This is a genomic window from Spirosoma pulveris (assembly GCF_054781875.1).
On sequence record NZ_BAAGTO010000019.1, the window covers coordinates 1 to 18,166 of the forward strand.

An 18,166-nucleotide genomic window follows, 5' to 3' on the forward strand; every position below is an offset into this window, starting at 1 on the left:
TTCGACCATGGCCAGGTTCTGGTAGAGGCCTTGCCACACATGCCCCACAAGCCGAATCTGATCCTCCTCGATCAGCACATGCCGGTTCTGGACGGTTACCAAACCTTACTGGCCCTCAAAGGGCACCCGACGTTTAGCACTATCCCCGTTGTGCTGATGAGTGCGGATGCTTCCCAATTGGAAAAGGGACGGGCTTACCAAGCCGGCGCGCAGGCGTTTATCCAAAAGCCAACCGATTTCTGGCGGCTCAAAGACGAGTTGATCAGGGCCTGTGGGTATGCCCGTGAATTGGCGGAATAGGGTTAAAGCTGGATAAGGGTCGTTCTTGATTAATGACCCTGTTGCATAAATTCTCGAATAAGGCTCCAACCTGAGACGATGGAGTATTATGATATTTTAAGTTTATCCGTCGCTCACGGGGACTTAACAATCTGACAGCTTGGAGTAGAAAGGTAATTGAACGGCCCTGAACCAGTAGTTACACAGATCTTGGATCACGCCTTCCAAAGCCGACTGAGTATCCGACTTAATTAACACTGAACTGGCTCCGGCTTGGTAACATCGGTTTATCTGTTGATCACTCATCGAGGCCGACCAGACAACCACCGGTATATGGCCTTCTTCTTCCAACGGGGCAGATTTACACGGTTACGAACTAATGTCTTAGTTATAGTCTGTTTTTCAAGGTGTTATGATTTGCTCTATCAACAAGGAAATCCTTTTTGATAGTATAAACACCCCCCTCTGATTAAATAGATTGGCCGTTTTTGTGGCTGCTTTTCAGATACCCTTTTTGATAACAGACTGATTTTCAATATCAGATCAATCGTCAACTATAAAACCCGTTGCTTAGCGTGTAAATCTGCCCCGTTGCAACAAGAACCCCTATATCCTGTAGGTAAGCATCCTCTTTCAGCTCAGCCAAGATCTCGAACCCGTCTTTAGCCCGCATATGCATGTCTAAGAGAATCAAACTGGGTAAGGTCTGGGCGCTCTGCAGGGAAGCGATCAGCGTTGTCGCATCGGTCAGGTGATGAAGCGTTATCTGGTTGGAGTGCGCTTGAAAAGCTTGCTTGAGAAAGAGGTAATCGTCCTCATCATCATCGAGCAAAATAACTTCACAGGTTTGGTTGGGCTTCAAGGGCATAAGTGAGCAGGTCGTTAGTGGCTGCAAGTATATTGACGAATCAGTAAATAGGCAAAACTTGTAAGGGTGAAGTAATGCGCTATATAGGTTTCTCAACACGAGCCCAAGCCAAGTCGTGGCCCGGGATTGGGGCAATACTGACAAAGGCATTGATAGCAAAAATGCCTACTTTTGGTATCCTACTCTCCCCCGCTTAGTATGTCCAAACAAGGCCCTATTCTCTTAATCGAGGATGACGAAGACGACCAGTTACTGATAAGCCAGGCTATTCAACGTGTAGACATTGTCAATCCGATCCAGGTCTTTCACAATGGTCAAGACGCCTTAGCGTACCTGGAAGTGACTCGCCAACAACCGTTTCTGATTCTCTGCGACATCAACATGCCCCGGCTGAATGGCTTAGAGTTAAGGGCTAAGATTAATCAGAGTGCGTATTTACGCGAGAAATCTATTCCCTTCGTGTTTTTGACGACCACCGCTAGTAAAGAAGCTATTCGGCAAGCTTACGATGAATCGGTGCAGGGCTTCTATCAAAAGGCAACGAGCCTGGCCGAACTCGACAAACAAATTCGGCTCATTGTGGAGTACTGGCAGAGTTGTTTACATCCCAATAGTCATCTATAGTAACTAGTTCACATAAAATGGGGCGGGGAGTGACCTAAAGTGTCATTCCCCGCCCCATTTTTGTTTGCTTTTCTTTACCTCTTTGCCCCGTCTGTCACTGATTTATTGGGAAAGTTATTGAACAGTTAATGTCTTTCGAAAACGCTCCCAACTGAGACTAGGGAGTGTATATAATTCGGGCATTTAATTGGACGGCTTGTCTTAATACCTGTCAAGTACTATCCGTCGCATACGCCTTGACGGTGAGAAATAAGTTGATCTAAATTTGCGCAAGGCGCTTTACTAGGTAGCCGCGATGTTGGAGTAAGGACAGTGCTGAACTTCTTTTGGAAAGAAAAAAACACGGGTCCAGCTAGAACGGATGATCCGGTTGGTGGATTACCCGATACTAGCTTACCCATTTATACCGGCCCTTAAGCCGGCAAATATACTCGAAAGGTAGACCCCTGACCGGGTTGACTCGTTGCCGTAATCGCCCCCCCATGATTGGCCACGACCTTCTCGCAGATGGCCAACCCAATACCCGTTCCCTCAAACTGGCCTTTGCCGTGTAAACGCTGAAAGACCTCAAAGATGCGGTAAAGGTACTTCTCATCGAAGCCAACCCCGTTGTCAATGATCTCAATCTGATGATAATCCATCACGGCCCTGGCTGGCTTGACCGATAAGGGCAGGTCTTTGTTGAGCACCTGGCTGACTCGTACCTGGATCAAGGGAGGAATCCCGGAACGACGAAACTTGAGGGCGTTGCCAATCAGATTCTGGAAGAGTTGCTCGAGCTGCGCGGGATCGCCCATTACTGTTGGTAAGGCGTCAACACGCACAACGGCGCCCGTCTCCTGAATGCGTAACTCCAGACTTGACAGGACTCGATCGACCACGTCCGGCAGCGAAACCGGTTTGCTTCGGTCCCGCTGGGTGGAGATGCGCGAATAGGTCAGCAGATCCCGAATCAGCGTCGACATTCGACTGGCGGCTGACTGCATCCGATCCAGATACACGACCCCCTCCCCGAGTTGATCCCCGTACCGCTCTTTGAGCAGATCCCCAAAGGATTGCACCTTGCGCAGGGGCTCCTGCAAATCATGGGAAGCTACGTAGGCGAACTTTTCCAGGTTGTCGTTGGAACGAGATAGGTAGTAGTTGGACTCGGTCAGTTCCTCGTTGGTCGCTTCGGACTGCTCATTACTGGCCGTTAACTCTTCGTTGATAGCCGCCAGTTCTTCATTAGCGGCCGCCAGTGCCTGTGTTTGCTGATTAACCAACTCTTCAATTTTCCGTCGTTCCGTTACCTGCTGGGTGTTTTCCAATACCCAGACGGCCACCTTCTGAACATTGCCCACAATGTCGTTGATGGGCATATAGACAAAGGTGACGTAGACAGTCTCTTCTTTACCGTGCCGGATCAGCGGCAGTTCCACCTCATTAATCGAAAACGGTTCGCCTTCCTCGAGCACGCGAGTTAACGCTTCGCTGTAGTAAGGGGCTGCTTCGGCGAACGGTATCCAGTAATGATGCCCCACCAGTTGATCGTACGGTTTACCGGCTATTTCCACGAACGTATCGTTAACCAGTTCGATAACCAAGTCCGCCCCGTTCAGAATACTGATACCAATTGGTGCCCTCAATACCAAGTTCCGCAGGAGCTGCTCACTGGCTTCTATCTGTTGGCGAGCTACGACTTGCTGAGTCACTTCACTAGCGACGCACATGACGCCATAAATGGCCCCCGAAGCCGAACGAAGTGCCTCATACCTGTATTCGTAATAGCCTGTATACGGTAAACCGTAGCGGAACAGCTCAAATTTCTCTTCCGCCTGATAAAAGGTTTCCCCCGTGGCGAGTACCTGTCGAAGTCGCTCCAACTGGAGCGTTGACAACAACTCGGGTACTGCTACCATAAAAGGCTGGCCAATGACCGTGGCTTCCTTGCCCCACATCATGAGCATGTTCTGGTTCGCGGTGCGGATCACCATCTCCTGTCCCACAAAAACCGCCTTAGCAATCGGCGAACGCTCAAAGAGGGTACGGGCAAACAGCTCACTTTCCTCCAACTGCTGACGGGCTACCACCTGAGGCGTAACATCGACGGCCATATTCATGATACCATACACCTCTCCGACTGCGTCACGCAAGGGTTTATAGGTAAAATCAAAATAGTACGTCCCTAATACGCCATCTATTTCCAGGTCGGCCCGCATGTTACGAGCCTCATACATCCTGCCACTGGTGAAGACCTCATCCAAAATAGCCAGAAAGGGCTGATCCCTAATTTCGGGTATTGCCTGAGCCAATGGTTGGCCAATTACCGCAGCGTCTTTCCCCCAAAAGTTAAGCATCAACTCATTGGCGACATCAATGCGCAACTCACGGCCCACAAATAAGCCAGTGGCTACGGGAGCCTCCTCAATTAATGAGCGGAAGCGAGCTTCACTTTCGGTGCGCTGCTGCTGGCTTTTTTGAGCAATTATCTGGTCACTCACATCCTGGGCGATGCCCCCAAAGCGGGTAAGCTCTCCAGCCTGGTTAACATAACGCTGCCCGGTGAAGCGCACCCAGCGCAGCAAGCCGTCATCGGCTCCCAGTGTTCGGTAGGTCTCGTCATAGAGACCGCTGGACTGCGGACTCATCGCTCGCTGCACCGCCTGATTGACCCGCTCCACATCCTCGGGATGAATATACTGAACGGCTTGCTCGTAGGGCAGCTGGTTATCCTTCGCTAAACCGAATAGAGCCCGGCATCGGTCATCCCAGTTGACTATTCGAGTGACGGGGTTTAGTTCCCAGACGCCCAGGCGAGCGGCTTGCAGCGCGAAGTTCACATCAAGATGCTCGTTAAGCAGATTCCTGTTTAACGGGGTAGAATCACCAATCATGAAAAAATAGATGCAGGACCAAAAGACAAATTAACAAGATTATATAGGTTGCGGTTTTATAGATACCGAAATTTGGCAAGTTGAGGATAATAACTACCTGTAAAAGAAGGCATTGGATCAATAGCCTTTCGTTTCAATAGCCCCATCACCTGCGTAGCCTGGAACTGACACCCCGTCGACGTTCCGCTATCCGTCTCGGTTAAGTAGGCGGGATATAGACTGCATACAGGCGGTGAAAAGCCATATTGACCAGTCCTATGATCAACCGGGTACACTGGTAGGGCTGGCCAAACAAGTGGGCATCAATCAACAGAAATTGAAGGTTTCAACGCGTTATTTAACACGACCGTTTTTTGGCTATGTGAATGCAGTACGCACGCACACGGTCTATCAACTGTTATTAGATAAGAAATTGACGGTAAACAAAGTCGCCGAACGAGTGAGTTATAAAAATGTGCATCAATTCACAGCCGCTTTAAAGCGAAGCCACAGTTATCTTCCTGAAGCGTTGAAAGGATAAGTCAGTGTGTGGATTTGTCCAAATCTAATCCCGAACAAGCAAGCTCCGTGATCTCACTAATTGCTCCTCCTTGAGACAAGTAATCGTTCTTGAATAAGCATCCTACAGAGACGACGAGGTATTATGATCTGCGTCTAAAATGGGGCGTTTAATTGGACGCCATACTTTAATATAGTTCCAATATAATCCGTACCATACGAAGCCGTCAATACTGGGCGAGTACTGGCGGCTTGCTGATATTAAATCACCAACTATGGTCCTCAAATTTAGTAGCTATTTCAATTCAGCTTGATGCTCCCATTAGTTCTCATCCTCACCATTCGCTGATTTTCCTTTCTTCACCTTAGCCCCATTCAAATTGCCAATTTTATAGCTGAATGTCAGGCGGATACTGGAGTTGTAGATATACTGGCGAAAATCCTGATTAAACTGCGCAGAGTTAAGCACCGACGTGAAGCGCATACCGTTCGTTAGAAAATTCTCGGCAGTCAGTCCTAAGCTACCCCGTTTATTGGTAAACGATTTACGAGCGCCCAATGAATATTGGGCAAACCCAATCCGGTACCCCTGTGAAGCAATATCCTTACCCCGATAGCCGAGGTTAGCCTGAATTGCCCAGCCCTTATCGAATTGAATCTGGGTATCGAACCGGCCACCCCAGCGAATACCCGTATTACTGAGCGGGATCGATAGCCCCGATACATCCAGCGCCAGCCCGCTGATGTATCGGTACATAACATCCAGGTTCGCATTGACGCTCCAGCGAGGGGTAATATTTACCGTAGCGAACAGATTGGTACCGTAGTTGTATTCCTTGCCAATATTTGACCGACGGCTCACAACCGCACCAATTAGGGTGTCAGATCGCTGGCTGATTGACTGAATATCATCCCGATTGAGCCGGGTATACAGCGTCAGGTTCAGGTAGGTTTTTTTGACGTAAGTACTATAGCCAAATTCAATTCGATCGGTTATTTCTGGCTTTAAATACGGGTTGCCAATGGAAATATTGTAGGGATTGGCGGCATTGAAATTAGGGTTCAAATCTTGAACATTTGGACGCTGAATCCGGCGGTTGTAGGCCAATTTAATCGTGGTTGTCTCGGTAAGCTTTTTCGAGAGATTAATGCTGGGCACCAGTTTACCGTAGTTCGGAATCGAGATAGGCCCCCGGTTTCCCGCCGAAGCTTGTATACTCGTATACTCATAACGAGTCCCCGCCTTAATCGTGATCTTATTATGGGTTGTCAGTGTATACGATAAATATGCAGCCCCGATATTCTGATCATACAGTAAGGAGCCATCTGGACGCTGGCTGTCATTCACAAAATCGGAGATTGGTCCCGCCAGTAAGTACTGATACTGGCTGTTCACTCGCCGATAAGTTTCTTTGGCGCCAAATTCCAGTTGCTGGGTTTGACTGATCGGCGTCTGATAATCCACTTGCAGAGTAAACTCCTGACTGGTATTGAAATTCAGGTTCCGCTGCCGAGTGCTCAGCCTACCGAGTGTATCCAGATTGTTGGCGTCAAAATTATTAGTCAGGTGATTTTGGCTATACTGGGACGAAATGCTTAATTCCCGCTGTGGCCCGTCGCCAGTTCCGGGATAGGTATGCAGGTAATCGAGGTTCATGTCGACCGAATTGGACAAATCCTGACTATTCACATCTCGTCTCGATGGTGCTTTCACGATATTACCATTCAGAAAACTGGTGGCCAGATGCTGGTCCCGACTTAAGTTACGTACGCCAAATCGAACCCCGCCGGTTAGCGATTGATTTTTCGCGATATCGTAATCCAGACCCAGTGCATATTGCCCAAATAATCCCTTATCGAAACCGTCCGAATGCTGACTAGTCCGAACAGAGGCAATGGATTCACCCAGAAATGTCGTCTGATTTAAATCTGAACCCGATTTATTGTATACGCCCCGGCCATTGCCGTTCAGACTAACACCCAGTTTACCCTTTCGGAAACTACCATTTACCCCCAGGGTTGAGGCCCGATTTCCAACACCCCCATCCACATCCAGGTGCAGGCCCTGCAAAGTGTTTTTCTTGGTGATGATATTGATAATTCCTCCACTTCCTTCGGCATCATATTTAGCCGACGGGCTCGTAATAACCTCTACCGTTTTAATCAGATCGGCTGGAATCTGCCGTAGGGCATCGGCCAGATTACCGGCCAGAATAGACGAGGGCTTATTGTTGATTAACACGCGCACATTTGAGCTTCCCTGTAAGGAAACATTGCCCGCCAAATCCACTGACAGCATGGGTACCTTCTTGAGAATATCCGTCGCGTCCCCGCCTTTTGCCGCCAGATCGACATCAGCGTTATACACCAGCCGGTCAACTTTATCTTCCACCAGGGCTTTCGTCCCGGCTACGGTCACTTCATTCAGTGTGCGGGTGCTAGCAGTGAGCCGAATAACGCCCATGTCTTTGGTTTGGCCTTTGGCTAGCACGACATTGTCAATCGGTTTGGCATTATAGCCCAGAAAAGAGACCAGGATTTTGTAGGTTCCCGGCGCTAATTTGGTGAGCGTGAATTTACCTTTATCGTCGGCTATGGTGCCATCAACGAGTTTGGTGGTAAGGGTGTTATAGACGGCGATGTTGGCATACTCAACGGCCTTAGTCAACGTGGAGTCGACTACGTAGCCAGAAATTTTTGCGTTGCCTTTCGAAGCCATTTCCCCCAGGCCTAGGGTAGTGGATAGCGGCTGACTGGATTGAGTAGGGGCCGGTTGCGTGGGAGATCCGACCGGTGTTTGTGCCAGGGCGATACCCGTAGCCAGTAAAAAGAGAAAGCCCGTAGTTGTAAGCGACATAACGTGTAAAATTGAAAGTTACCAGATCGCACAAACTTGCCACTGGCCCCTAATAAATAGAAAACAAACGTGCCTGATGCCTTTTATACGTTGGTGAATGGCTAAAATGGCTCGTTGAATACAAAGCCGTGGCCTGCTTATTTTGCGTTGATAAGCAGGCCACGACGCTGATCAATAACTTGGTTTATTTAATAAACTGACCGTTGGCATCGAACATCAGGTCTTTGCCGCCTACCTCTGCTTCGTAGGTTTTCTTGCCGTTGGCATCGACGATTTCGGCCGCTTCCTTAATTTTCTTACCGGCGTGGTGTTTGGCCACATAATCCCGAACAGATGCGGGTAATGCCGATAAAGCAATGGTGGTTTCTGTTTCGAGAATGTTGCCGTTGGCATCGATCACCAGCGACAATTCCTTCCCATTATGAGTCAGCTCGGCTTCATAATTTCCATCTTCTTTCTCCCATTTCACGGCCTTCACACCCGGATACAGTCGGGCTACTCTAGCTTTAGTAGCTGCCGGCACATCAATACCGGCTCGTATGACAGTTGCATAAGTATTGGCTTCCTTACCAGCAAACGCAACAAGCGCATAGTTGGCAAAAACCAACCCTGTCAGGGCACTCACGATTAAGTTCTTGTTCATTGTCATATGTTGGTTTAGTTTGTGCATCAAACCTACTGCCGGATTCTAAAGGAAGGTTGAAGTTGGTGCACCGATTATTATCCGTTAGAAATCAACCTGAAATATATGCCGACGCATCGATGACGCATAGATGTAGGTTACACTCATGCCATACTGCCCGGCAATTTCCTTCACTAAAGCCAACCCCAGGCCGGTTGACTGGGGCAGCGACTGGTTGCGGACAAATCGTCGAAACAGTTGATCCTGGGGAAAAGGCAATGGGTCGCCTGCATTGGTGATAATAAAACTGTTTGCGCCAACCTGGACCAAAATAGAGCTGCCCGCATCGCCGTGGCGAACAGCGTTTTTGATCAGATTCGAAAAAAGAACGTCAGCTAATTGCCGGTTCAGATTTCGAGCTGGGCCTTCTTGAATTATCCGGTTAACCGTTATGTCTCTATGCACCGCATAGTCCGAATAGTTATCCAGTAGTTGATTGGCCAGTTCACCAATATTCACCGGCTCATTGTGGGCAAACTGGTGGTTATCAATCTTAGCGAGTAAGAGTAGGGATTGATTCATCGCCGAGAGTCGCTTAATTTCCTGCTGTGACCGTTGAATCCGATCCAGATCGGCCTCGTCTAATCCTGCCGACTGTTGCAGTAAATCTAATTCGACCGATAGCACACTTAAGGGCGTCTGCAGCTCATGCGAGGCATTATCGGTAAACTGTTTTTGCTGGGCGTATTGGTAACGGGTTCGGCGGCTCATTTCATCGAGCGAATCCGTCAGGAGCTTAAATTCTGCCACATCACTTGCTGGAAAAGCTGCCTCATCCAAACTATCGACGCGAAACTGCTGCAATTGACGAATGATCCCATAAAAGGGTTGCCAGATCCGCCGGGTAACCAGCACGTCGGCCAATACCAACAGAACAACAACGATCAGAAAACACACAATGACGCCGACCGATACCGCGCTGGCGATTTCGTCAAACTCCAGATACGATTGCTGAAGGCTTATGGTGTAATTCTGACCACCAACCGAATACGGAGCGCGTAGCATACGAATCGGAACCCGTTCTTTTTCGACCGGGTCAAAGGCTATTGTGTCCATATAAATTGGGGCTACTAAGCGTTCTGAGGTAGTCCTGGCAATCCGAACGTTGGGGTCCCAGCCCGGCAGGTCGGTGGCAACGGGTGGGTGCCTTTGGAGCTGGGCCTTCACCTGGACAAGCTCACTGGCCAGCAACTCATCGATTTCATGCAGCATATCCCGGTGTATATACATATTCAGCAGAAAAACGCCACCGAGCGCGATGGGGAAGGATGCCAGTAGCAGATAGAGTGTTGTTTTATGGAGTAATTTCATTCCCCGGCTGTGAAAATATACCCAGCCCCGTATCGCGTGGTGATGTAGTCCGGGCTACCGGCATCCAGCAGTTTCTTTCGCAGGTTTCGAACATGGGTGTATAAAAAGTCATGCGAGTCGATTCCATCCATATAATCACCCCACACATGTTCAACAATGACGGCTTTGGATAAGAGTCGATTTTTGTTGGTGACCAGAAACAGGAGCAATTCGTATTCTTTGCCTGTTAATTCCACCGGCTGATTGGCCACAAGAACCTGTTTGCGGTTAGGCGCTAGAGTAATGGCTCCGATTGTGAGTTGCGTCTCACCCTCATGCTGACGCCGTCGCATTAACGACCGGATACGGGCGTTTAGCTCGGGCAGATGGAAGGGTTTTGTCAGGTAATCATCCGCGCCTAAATCCAATCCGGAGAGCTTATCATCCAGCGAGTTCTTCGCTGACACGATGATAATACCCACCTGGGAATGAGCATCCTTCAGTTCTTTTATAATCGCCAGCCCATTGCCATCGGGCAGGGTAATATCCACCACGACACAGTCGTACTCATAGTCATGCGCCTTCACGGAAGCAGTACGGAAATTATTCGCCGTCGTTACAGCATAGTGTTCACCCTCTAAATAGTGCCGCATGGCTACCAGTAGCGACGGCTCGTCTTCAATCAGCAGAATTTTCATGATCCCGGTTTGGGGTTATTTCCCCAAAGGACAATCCCAAAACTGAATACATTTTGAAGTTGGTTACTGCACCTCCGATTGCAGAACCATCGCTAACCAACTTCAGATTCTCTTTAGGTTTTCCCCCTTCCTTTACGCTACTCTCTCTTCCCATACCCCTATAAATTGCCCCAGCCACCCCACCCATGCTGTTCGCAGTGGGCAGTGGCTAATGAACAGACCAAAACGAATGACCAATGACAAAACGGAACTGGCGAGTCAATTCTCCGCTTTCCTGCTGGGTACTGCTCAGTTGGCTCTTTTTATTTCCCCTATTCGCAACCCTTGGACAACCGGTAAACACAGTTTTCCAACGAACATCTTGGGATACCACTCCAACTCGTCCCGCTACGTTTCGATGGGTTGCTCCGGCCGTGCTGATTCCCGTTGGATTAGCCTTATCCCCCGATTATCCGAACAGTCATTTCGACCGGTTTTACGTTCGGGGGGAGATTCAAGATAAAATTCATTCTCGTACCCATGCCGACGATTACCTACAGTACGGACCCACCGTCGCCTGGGCAGGGTTGAGTCTGGCGGGCGTGAAAGGTCGATCACAACCTCTCGATAGGGCGCTAATCGGTGTACTTGCCTATGGAATCAGTGGCGTCGTGGTGTTTGGACTGAAACATACCACCAATGAGCTTCGGCCCGATGGGTCCAATACCCTCTCCTTTCCATCCGGGCATACCGCCAATGCCTTTACCGGAGCGGCCTTACTGGATCGGGAGTTTAATGGGGTCAGTCCCTGGGTTCCGATTGGTGGCTACGCGATGGCCACTTCGACAGGCATTTTGCGAATGACCAATGATAAACACTGGATATCAGATGTATTGGTTGGCGCAGGGATTGGGCTTCTCTCTACTGAAGTTGCCTACCGGGTCTATCCGTGGTTGAAACGCAAATTGGCTTCCCATAGAACCAGCCCTCACTAGAAAACAGACTACCATGAAAAAGCCTCCATTTCCTTCAAAATGGCTTTTTGCCTTTAGTAGTTTGGTCCTCCTGATCTCCAGTCATGCGCTGGCGCAATACCCGATGATTAACAGCAACCCAGCCGCTCGGGTTTTCGTAACAAAGGGTCTTGACCAAGTCTATAATAACCAATTCCCTGAAGCCGAAGCTACATTCACTCAATTAGCGAAATTAGCGCCCAATCATCCGTCCCTCGATTTGCTTCGGGGTGTCAGCTTGTATTACCAATGGTTCCCCTCACGCACCGATGTGGAACTTTTGCAACGTTGTCGGCAGCAACTGGAACTGGCAGCAAAAAAAGCCGACGACTGGCTGAATGCGCGAAAGAAAACGGACGGCGCTGATCGCAGTGCGACTGTCCGCAGTGTGACTGTCCAACCCGAAGCGATGTTTTTGTACTTCACCGCCGAGGCTTTGCTGGCTAAAATCAGTCATCTCGAACATGAACCGTTCGCAGCTATTCGGCACGCTAAGAACGCCTATCCCTATATTCAACAAGGCAAGACGTTCCAGCCGCAATACCCAGACTTTTATCTCTCTACAGGCCTCTACAATTTCTATCGCGCGGTCTATCCGGAAATTCATCCGTTTTACAAAACCGTGGCTTGGGTCATGACGCCCGGGGATAAAAAACTGGGCATGAGTCAACTTCAGATGGCCACCCAAAATGCCCTGTTTGTTCGAACGGAGGCCATCCTTTATTTGACGCATCTATTGACGGATTACGAAAATAAACCAGCCGATGCGCTACCCGCCCTGGCTCATCTGGTTATTACGTATCCCGGCAACCCGTACTGGCGGTACAAGTATGCCGAAGCCCTACTCAATGCACACCAAGTAGAGGCCATTCCCCACGAAATTAGTCAGTTGATGGGGGCTTCAGAAGTGGTCTATCAGCAGATGGGAATGCTTTTAAAAGCTCGTTACGCGCTGGAAAAAGGGCAGCGATCAACCGCCCAAACCCTGGCCGACGAAGTAGTTCGCAGTTCGGTTCGGGATGAACCCGTGCGGGCCTATGCCTATCTGGTTCTGGCCAGAATTGCTCGCCTTCGGGGGCAGGAAAAACAAGCTAATCAATACTACAAGCAGATGCTCGCATTTGCTGAATACCCGGTATTACGTAATAAAGCTCCCTAAATAAGCCGTATGCAACTCCATAAACGACTAATCTGGGTGAGTATCTGGTTGCTGCTTCAAGCTATTGCCGGCTTTGGGCAGGACACGCTGGTTCATCGAAATCTGGCCTATTACCTCGAAGCGGGGCTGGCAAACAGTCCCCTGCTGAAGGATAATGGCAATGCCATTACCTTAAATCGGCTTGACAGCCTGATTAATATTGCCCTCAATAAACCTAACGTTCAGGCCGTTGGGCAGTATCTCTATGCACCGGCCGGAACGAACTGGGGTTACGACCAGAATACAACCAACGGTGGCACTTATACAGGCTTGATCCAGGCAAACCGAAACCTGCTTTACCGCCGAAACCTTCGGATTGAGAACAACCTGAATGCGGCCCTGCGTGACTCACTGGTCAATACCGTTCACATTAACCAGAACGATCTCCAAAAAGCCATTACCGACCTGTACCTGACGGCCTACCAAGATTACCAGCAGATGGTCATTTTCGGCGATTTGTACCAGATTTTCTCCCGCCAGAATGAGGTGCTCAAAGAGCTACTTCGGAAAGCCTTGTTTAATCAGTCCGATTATCTGGCGTTTCGGGTCGACTGGCAGCAGAGCGAAGTGAATTTTGAAGGTGCCAAGGTTCAGTTTTTGCAGGATTTGCTGACGCTTAATACGTTCTGCAATATTCCGGAGCCGGGCCTTGTCCACCTCGAAAAGCCGGCCCTTCCACAACAAGCCCGCTTCACGCTTGATGACAATCCGTACTTTCTCCGCTACCGCTACGATAGCGTGCTAGTGGAACGGAACCGCCGGGTTGTCGACATTTTTTATCGGCCCTCGCTGGATATTGTAATCAATGCCGGTACGAATGCGATTAGTGCCGACCTGATTACCCGGCGTTTTGGCTATAGCCTGGGATTGAATTTTAGCATGCCCATCTACAACGGGAACCAGCGAAAGCTGCAATACCAGAAACTTGACGTAGCGCAGCTCACCATCCGAAATTACCGGAACCAGTATCTCAATCGCTTCAATCTGCAACTCCGGACGGTAACTGAGCAATTACGTGTCAATCAGAACCTGATCAACATCACCGAGCGGCAAAATACGGACGTTGAAAACTTGTTGACTATCAGTCAGGCCCGGCTGTACCGGGGCGATATATCAGCCATTGACTACCTGCTTATCGTGCAGCGATATCTAAATATCAAACTGTCCCTGAATCAATTAACAATCCAGCGGCAACGGTTCATCAACACTTTCAACTACCGTAACTTTTAGACTCATCCATGTGTCAACGTATGACAAACTCGCTGTTTTTATTCGTGCTCATCGGGGTGCTTATGCTGACGGGTTGCGGCTCCTCATCGACCACCGACACAAGCACCCAATCAGCTGCGGCCGACGCGCCCAGGCCCAAAACACCAGTGGACGTGACGACCGTAACCACCGATTCATTTCGGGTAGAAAAAACGTTTCGTGGCATGACGTACTACCTCACCAGTGGCGACATCAAATCGCCCATTGCGGGCTACGTGACTAAAGTGTACGTCAAAATTGGTGATCAGCTTCGCAAAGGGTCACCCCTATTTGGGCTGGAAACCAAAGAAGCCTACGCGCTGGGTGGAAAAAACTATCTCAATGATCCAACGCTTAAAAACATTGGTCAGTTGATCATCCGTGCCCCGGATAAGGGTCTGGTTACGCTGGTACTGGCTGAAGAAAACGAGTATGTGCAGGACGGTACGGTACTGGCCTCGTTCTCGGCACCCGACATGTTTGTTTTTCTGATTGAGGTGCCCGTCGAGCAGGATTCGTCGGTACATGTGGGTAGCGTTTGTAGCATTCAGTTGCCGAATGGCCGGCGCATTGCCGGACGGATTTCTCGTACGCTGGCCATGGCCGATTCGCTCTCACAAACCGAACGATTCGTGGTTAAACCGGATCAGCCAATGGTGTTGCCCGCTCGGCTCCAGCTAAACATTACCTTCACAAATCAACTACATGACAAGGCTCAGTCGTTGCCCAAAGAAGCCGTTCTGGCCAACGAACTCCAGACCGAATTCTGGGTCATGAAGCTCGTTAATGATACAACGGCGATACGCGTTCCAGTCAAAATTGGTCTCCAGCGTGAGACGCGCATTGAGATTCTCAGCCCTCGGTTCGGTATCAAAGACCGCTTCATCAGTAAAGGTGGCTACGGCCTGGCCGATACGGCATCGATCACCATAAACCGCCCTGCTCATGCCCACTGAGCAATTTAAAGCGCAGCCCGGTTTCTTCCAGTTTCGTAAGCCGATTCTGGGGCTACTAATCCTACTGCTCGTAGGAGGTTTTTTCGCGTACCGCAGCATTCAGGTATCCTTGTTTCCGGATCGAACGTTTCCTAAAATTAAAGTCATTGCCGACGCGGGTGAACAACCCGTGGAGCTAATGATGGTGGCCATTACACAACCATTGGAAAATGCCGTCAATCAGGTAGAAGGCGTTGACATGGTGCGCAGTACGACCAGCCGGGGCAGTTCCGAGCTGTCAATTTACCTGAACTGGTCGGTGGATATGGATGTGTCGTTGCAGCGCGTCAATGCCCGCATTAATCAGATTCAGAATACGTTACTACCCAACACAGTTCTGTCGGTAGAGAAAATGTCGCCGTCAATTTTGCCGGTGATGGACTTCGCCCTGAGTTCGAACAGCCGCGATTTGATCGAACTGCGAAAACTGGCGCTCTACACCATCCGGCCGTATTTGAGCCGGGTAACGGGTGTGTCGAACGTGCAGGTGATGGGTGGTCGAACCAAAGAATATTGGATCATCCTTCAACCCGACAAACTGGTCAGCCTGAACGTAACCCCGGCGGCCATCACGACCGCCCTGGCGGCAACGAATTTTATCCAGGCCGACGGTCTGGTATCGGATTACAACCGCTTGTACCTGACACTCACCGATGCAACGGTTCACTCCCGAATGGATGTTGAAAATATCATCATTCGCAGTGATGGGCAACGAGTGCTTCGTTTAGCTGACGTAGCAACAGTGGAACTGCACGAACAGCAGGAATACACCAAAATTGAAGCGAACGGCAAAGAAACAGTACTGGTTAACGTTGTCAAACAACCATCGGCCAACCTGATTAGTTTGAGCAACGGCATTACCCAGAAAGTAGCCGAGTTGAAAAACCTGCTTCCCGCCGATGTGACCCTAACACCCACCTACGTTCAGGCCGACTTTGTCAGCGATGCAGTGAAAAGCGTAACTGATAGCATTTTCATCGGGCTGATACTGGCCATCATCGTCACCAGTTTGTTCCTGCGGTCGCTGAAAGCCAGTTTCGTTATTCTAATCACGATTCCCATTATTCTGGCGGCTTCCATTTTAGTCCTGTTTGTGATGGGCTACACCCTCGACATCATGACGTTAGGCGGTATCGCAGCGGCCATCGGGCTGATTATCGACGATGCTGTCGTGATTGTAGAGCAAATTCACCGGGTGGAAGAAGAGACCGGCCGGTCGGAAGGCCGCACCCCCGCTGGTGCGGTGGATTCGCCCGGCGTGGATTCGCCCGAGGGCGAGTCGGATGCTCAAACGGTTCAGCAGGCCATCAGCTACCTCTTCCCGGCGATGGTTGGTTCGTCTCTCAGCACCATCGTCATTTTCATTCCGTTCTCGCTGATGAGTGGGGTGGCGGGTGCTTTTTTCAAGGTACTAGCCATAACGATGGTCGTTACGCTCACCTGCTCGTTTCTGATAACGTGGCTGGGTCTGCCCGTCATTTACGGCCTGTTTAGGTCGGGTAGGAAAAAGAAAAAAGATACCGCGACCCACCCCGCCATTGGCAACATATTGTCCATTTTCATTCACCGTCCCTTAATCGCAGTGGGATTGGCTGGCGTAATGGTACTCGCTCTGTCATTGATTTATAGTCAGTTGGAAACGGGTTTTCTGCCCGACATGGACGAAGGGTCCATTGTACTTGATTATCACTCCGAACCGGGTACGTCGCTGGCGGAAACGGATGTCATGCTTACCGAGGTCGATAAACAGATAAAAACCATTCCCGAAGTAGCGGCTTATTCGCGCCGGACGGGCGCACAAATGGGATTTTTCATTACCGAACCCAACGGGGGCGATTACCTGATTTCGCTCAAGAAAAATCGCAGCCGCTCCACAAACGAAGTTATCGACGAGTTACGGAATAAAATCGAAGCGACCCAACCAGGATTAACCGTTGATTTTGGGCAGGTCATCGGTGATATGCTCGGCGATTTAATGAGTGAACCCAACCCCGTGGAAGTGAAAGTGTTTGGGAATCAACCTGCCGAGCTTCGCCCATTGGCCGACCAGGTCAGTGGCATCGTGACCCAGGTGCCCGGCACGGCCGACGTATTCAATGGCATTACCATCGCTGGACCGTCGGTCGTATTTAGCCCGAAATCCAGTGCCTTGCTGCAATATGGCCTGTCGCCCCTCGATCTGCAAAACCAGCTGACGACCCGGCTGTTGGGTAATGAGGTCGGTACTATTCTGGAAGGCAATCAGTTCATCAAAATGCGGCTAAAATATCCGGGTACGAGCAGCGACTTACAGCTTCTCAAGCAAAGCCCCGTTTTTACCGCCGATGGCCGCAGCCGACTGCTTTCTGACTTCGCCAACGTACGCGTCGATTCGGGTACGGCTGAGATTCAGCGGGAAAATCTGCAACCGATGGTTTCCATCACATCCAGTCTGGTGAATCGAGATTTGGGGAGTGTGATGAGCGAAATTCAACAGAAAGTAAGCTCAGGCGTTACGCTGGCATCAGGGCAGCACATCGAATACGGCGGAGCGTATGCCCAGCAACAGCAATCGTTTCGGGAATTGCTGCTTATTCTGGTATCAGCCTCACTACTGGTATTCATTGTACTATTGTTTCTGTTCCGTGATCTGAAAGCCGCCGGGCTGATTCTGTTCATTTCGGTTCTAGGAGTTTCGGGATCATTCATTGCCTTGTTCATTACAAAAACTCCGCTTAATGTAGGCAGCTATACAGGCATTATCATGATTGTAGGCATCATTGCCGAGAATGCCATTTTCACCTTTCAGCAGTTTGCCATTCACCACCAGACGGCCCCAGTTGCCGAGTCTATTGAGTTTGCCATTTCGGCTCGTATCCGCCCTAAGCTGATGACCGCTAGTAGTGCTATTATTGCGCTAATGCCCCTGGCGTTGGGCATTGGTACCGGTGCGCAACTTCACCAGCCGTTAGCCATTGCCGTGATCGGCGGGTTCTGTGCTGCCCTGCCTCTGTTGCTGTTGATTTTTCCGGGTCTATTACGCTTAGCTTATAAAGACAAACCATTAAACCAACTATGATTA

The 18,166-nt window shown here is 49.8% G+C and carries 14 protein-coding genes; 8 read left to right on the forward strand and 6 right to left on the reverse strand.

What is annotated here, in order from left to right; all coding sequences use genetic code 11:
• Nucleotides 1-300, forward strand: a 300-nt coding sequence (locus tag ACYVJM_RS29945) for a response regulator (protein ID WP_461151808.1), incomplete at its 5' end; no start/stop codon positions are given.
• Nucleotides 301-829: 529 nt separating this feature from the next.
• On the opposite strand, the gene ACYVJM_RS29950 is transcribed toward ACYVJM_RS29945, so the two are convergent.
• Nucleotides 830-1,147 carry a response regulator gene (locus ACYVJM_RS29950; RefSeq protein WP_461151809.1) on the reverse strand — a complete coding sequence of 106 codons (318 nt, stop codon included), beginning with the start codon at nucleotides 1,145-1,147 and terminating at the stop codon, nucleotides 830-832.
• A 198-nt stretch (nucleotides 1,148-1,345) separates the two neighbouring features.
• Here ACYVJM_RS29950 and ACYVJM_RS29955 point away from each other — a divergent pair, with 198 nt between their 5' ends.
• Entirely contained in the window at nucleotides 1,346-1,771 is a 426-nt protein-coding gene (locus tag ACYVJM_RS29955; protein ID WP_461151810.1) for a response regulator, read from the forward strand.
• Between the two features lie 413 nt (nucleotides 1,772-2,184).
• Here the strand turns inward: ACYVJM_RS29955 and ACYVJM_RS29960 are convergent, their stop codons facing one another.
• Nucleotides 2,185-4,647, reverse strand: a complete 2,463-nt coding sequence (locus ACYVJM_RS29960) for a PAS domain-containing protein (RefSeq protein ID WP_461151811.1) — start codon at nucleotides 4,645-4,647, stop codon at nucleotides 2,185-2,187.
• Between the two features lie 232 nt (nucleotides 4,648-4,879).
• Here ACYVJM_RS29960 and ACYVJM_RS29965 point away from each other — a divergent pair, with 232 nt between their 5' ends.
• The gene (locus tag ACYVJM_RS29965; RefSeq protein ID WP_461151812.1) at nucleotides 4,880-5,167 is read left to right on the forward strand and encodes a helix-turn-helix domain-containing protein; all 288 of its coding nucleotides are present in this window, start codon (nucleotides 4,880-4,882) and stop codon (nucleotides 5,165-5,167) included.
• A 300-nt stretch (nucleotides 5,168-5,467) separates the two neighbouring features.
• Here ACYVJM_RS29965 and ACYVJM_RS29970 read toward each other — a convergent pair whose 3' ends face one another.
• The 4 genes from ACYVJM_RS29970 to ACYVJM_RS29985 all read right to left on the reverse strand — a co-directional run bounded on the left by ACYVJM_RS29970 (nucleotide 5,468) and on the right by ACYVJM_RS29985 (nucleotide 10,672).
• Complete coding sequence (locus ACYVJM_RS29970) at nucleotides 5,468-8,002, reverse strand: TonB-dependent receptor (RefSeq protein ID WP_461151813.1); 2,535 nt, start codon at nucleotides 8,000-8,002, stop codon at nucleotides 5,468-5,470.
• Nucleotides 8,003-8,186: 184 nt separating this feature from the next.
• Nucleotides 8,187-8,645 carry a PepSY-like domain-containing protein gene (locus ACYVJM_RS29975; protein WP_461151814.1) on the reverse strand — a complete coding sequence of 153 codons (459 nt, stop codon included), beginning with the start codon at nucleotides 8,643-8,645 and terminating at the stop codon, nucleotides 8,187-8,189.
• An 84-nt stretch (nucleotides 8,646-8,729) separates the two neighbouring features.
• Nucleotides 8,730-9,995: a sensor histidine kinase gene (locus ACYVJM_RS29980; RefSeq protein WP_461151815.1), complete on the reverse strand. Its 1,266-nt coding sequence runs from the start codon at nucleotides 9,993-9,995 to the stop codon at nucleotides 8,730-8,732.
• Nucleotides 9,992-10,672, reverse strand: a complete 681-nt coding sequence (locus tag ACYVJM_RS29985; RefSeq protein ID WP_461151816.1) for a response regulator transcription factor — start codon at nucleotides 10,670-10,672, stop codon at nucleotides 9,992-9,994. The genes ACYVJM_RS29980 and ACYVJM_RS29985 overlap by 4 nt, the downstream gene beginning before the upstream one ends.
• 236 nt (nucleotides 10,673-10,908) lie before the next feature.
• Here ACYVJM_RS29985 and ACYVJM_RS29990 point away from each other — a divergent pair, with 236 nt between their 5' ends.
• Genes ACYVJM_RS29990 through ACYVJM_RS30010 form a run of 5 tightly spaced genes read left to right on the forward strand, consistent with a single transcriptional unit; the run spans nucleotide 10,909 to nucleotide 18,163 of the window.
• Complete coding sequence (locus ACYVJM_RS29990) at nucleotides 10,909-11,646, forward strand: phosphatase PAP2 family protein (protein WP_461151817.1); 738 nt, start codon at nucleotides 10,909-10,911, stop codon at nucleotides 11,644-11,646.
• A 13-nt stretch (nucleotides 11,647-11,659) separates the two neighbouring features.
• Nucleotides 11,660-12,823, forward strand: a complete 1,164-nt coding sequence (locus ACYVJM_RS29995; protein ID WP_461151818.1) for a tetratricopeptide repeat protein — start codon at nucleotides 11,660-11,662, stop codon at nucleotides 12,821-12,823.
• Nucleotides 12,824-12,832: 9 nt separating this feature from the next.
• Nucleotides 12,833-14,092 (forward strand): TolC family protein, encoded by a 1,260-nt coding sequence (locus ACYVJM_RS30000; protein WP_461151819.1) that lies wholly within the window; start codon nucleotides 12,833-12,835, stop codon nucleotides 14,090-14,092.
• Nucleotides 14,093-14,112: 20 nt separating this feature from the next.
• Complete coding sequence (locus tag ACYVJM_RS30005) at nucleotides 14,113-15,066, forward strand: efflux RND transporter periplasmic adaptor subunit (RefSeq protein ID WP_461151820.1); 954 nt, start codon at nucleotides 14,113-14,115, stop codon at nucleotides 15,064-15,066.
• Complete coding sequence (locus ACYVJM_RS30010; protein WP_461151821.1) at nucleotides 15,056-18,163, forward strand: efflux RND transporter permease subunit; 3,108 nt, start codon at nucleotides 15,056-15,058, stop codon at nucleotides 18,161-18,163. Before ACYVJM_RS30005 ends, ACYVJM_RS30010 begins: the two co-directional genes overlap by 11 nt.
• Nucleotides 18,164-18,166 lie beyond the last annotated feature (3 nt).

What these genes read in the sequence shown, in the direction of transcription:
- ACYVJM_RS29950 (WP_461151809.1), bottom strand. Translation starts at nt 1,147, where the DNA reads ATGCCCTTGAAGCCCAACCAAACCTGTGAAGTTATTTTGCTCGATGAT.
- ACYVJM_RS29955 (WP_461151810.1), top strand. Translation starts at nt 1,346, where the DNA reads ATGTCCAAACAAGGCCCTATTCTCTTAATCGAGGATGACGAAGACGAC.
- ACYVJM_RS29960 (WP_461151811.1), bottom strand. Translation starts at nt 4,647, where the DNA reads ATGATTGGTGATTCTACCCCGTTAAACAGGAATCTGCTTAACGAGCAT.
- ACYVJM_RS29970 (WP_461151813.1), bottom strand. Translation starts at nt 8,002, where the DNA reads ATGTCGCTTACAACTACGGGCTTTCTCTTTTTACTGGCTACGGGTATC.
- ACYVJM_RS29975 (WP_461151814.1), bottom strand. Translation starts at nt 8,645, where the DNA reads ATGAACAAGAACTTAATCGTGAGTGCCCTGACAGGGTTGGTTTTTGCC.
- ACYVJM_RS29980 (WP_461151815.1), bottom strand. Translation starts at nt 9,995, where the DNA reads ATGAAATTACTCCATAAAACAACACTCTATCTGCTACTGGCATCCTTC.
- ACYVJM_RS29985 (WP_461151816.1), bottom strand. Translation starts at nt 10,672, where the DNA reads ATGAAAATTCTGCTGATTGAAGACGAGCCGTCGCTACTGGTAGCCATG.
- ACYVJM_RS29990 (WP_461151817.1), top strand. Translation starts at nt 10,909, where the DNA reads ATGACAAAACGGAACTGGCGAGTCAATTCTCCGCTTTCCTGCTGGGTA.
- ACYVJM_RS29995 (WP_461151818.1), top strand. Translation starts at nt 11,660, where the DNA reads ATGAAAAAGCCTCCATTTCCTTCAAAATGGCTTTTTGCCTTTAGTAGT.
- ACYVJM_RS30000 (WP_461151819.1), top strand. Translation starts at nt 12,833, where the DNA reads ATGCAACTCCATAAACGACTAATCTGGGTGAGTATCTGGTTGCTGCTT.
- ACYVJM_RS30005 (WP_461151820.1), top strand. Translation starts at nt 14,113, where the DNA reads ATGACAAACTCGCTGTTTTTATTCGTGCTCATCGGGGTGCTTATGCTG.
- ACYVJM_RS30010 (WP_461151821.1), top strand. Translation starts at nt 15,056, where the DNA reads ATGCCCACTGAGCAATTTAAAGCGCAGCCCGGTTTCTTCCAGTTTCGT.